Below are 1,338 nucleotides of genomic sequence, written 5' to 3' on the forward strand. Positions count from 1 at the left end.
GGGCAGAAAGCCCTTCTTGTCTATATGGAGGGCCTGGTTGATAAAACAGTCATTCATAGAGATATTATTCGACCGCTTCTAGAACAAACGCACAATCCGGAAGAGGCATGCGAAGATATCGTGTCTGCCGGTCAGGTGAAAAAGGTACAGCAATGGAAAGAGATTGAACAAGCGCTTCTTACCGGAAAAAGCATTTTATTCATTGACAGGGAACGCTCAGCCCTCGAACTGGAAACGCAAGGCTGGCCGCAGCGGGCGATTCAGGAGCCGCAGGCTGAAACGTCGCTAAAAAACGCGCACCTTGGCTTTATTGAATCGGCCTCCCAAAATATCGCTTTAATTCGTCGCTATATTCCAAGCCGGGAACTAAAAATCAAACAATTTACGATTGGAGAGAGGGGAGGCGTGACCATTTCGCTGCTTTATCTGGCAGATGTAGTGAATCCTCAGCTCATTCAAGAACTGGAAAATCGGATTCAATTAATCGATGTGGACACGATTATTAGTACAGGTGAGCTTGAGGGATTTATTGAGGATAATCCATATACGCCTTTTCCCCAGTTTGCAATAACGGAACGACCGGATACGACAGCCTCACATTTGCTGCAAGGGCGGGCTGTTCTTATTGTGGACCGTTTGCCCGGTGCATTAGTGGGACCGATGAATTTTGTCTCTTTTTTTCAAACGGTGGATGATTACAGTGTAAGGTGGTTTGTCGGGTCTTTTGTTCGTCTTCTGCGCTTTGCCGGTTTTTTCATTGCCATTTTCACGCCATCCCTTTATATCGCCATGATTTCTTTTCATTATGAAGTCATCCCGCTCCAGCTTCTTCTATCAGTTGGCGAATCTCGGGAAAGGGTTCCTTTTCCTCCCATCATCGAAGCGTTCGTTATGGAGCTTGTGCTGGAAATGCTTCGTGAAGCAGGGGTTCGGCTTCCGGCACCTATCGGCCAAACGATAGGCATTGTCGGGGGTATTGTCATCGGACAGGCTGCTGTTCAGGCAGGAATTGTGAGCAATATTATGGTGATTGTTGTAGCCGTAACTGCCATCTCTTCCTTTATCATCCCGAATATCGAAATGTCTGCAGGTGTACGCTTGCTCCGTTTTCCGATGATGTTGATGGCCTTCACGTTTGGGATGGTGGGGATTATTATTGGAATGATGGTCATTGTCATTCATCTTCTCACCTTGGAATCTCTTGGCAATCCTTACGGGAGTCCGATTTCACCGCTACGCATTTCGGATATGAAGGATACGTTTATTCGCTTGCCTGTATGGTTGATGAAAAAGCGTCCGGTATCTGTAGGGCCTAGACAGCTACGGCGACAGGGGTCC

At 47.2% G+C, this 1,338-nt stretch carries 1 protein-coding gene; it reads left to right on the forward strand.

Going from position 1 to position 1,338, the window contains the following annotated elements:
- Positions 1-1,338 (forward strand): spore germination protein (locus tag HMPREF0083_RS19845; protein WP_021623500.1); only part of this gene is annotated, 1,338 nt, incomplete at both ends.

Source organism: Aneurinibacillus aneurinilyticus ATCC 12856 (assembly GCF_000466385.1).
GTDB lineage: Bacteria > Bacillota > Bacilli > Aneurinibacillales > Aneurinibacillaceae > Aneurinibacillus > Aneurinibacillus aneurinilyticus.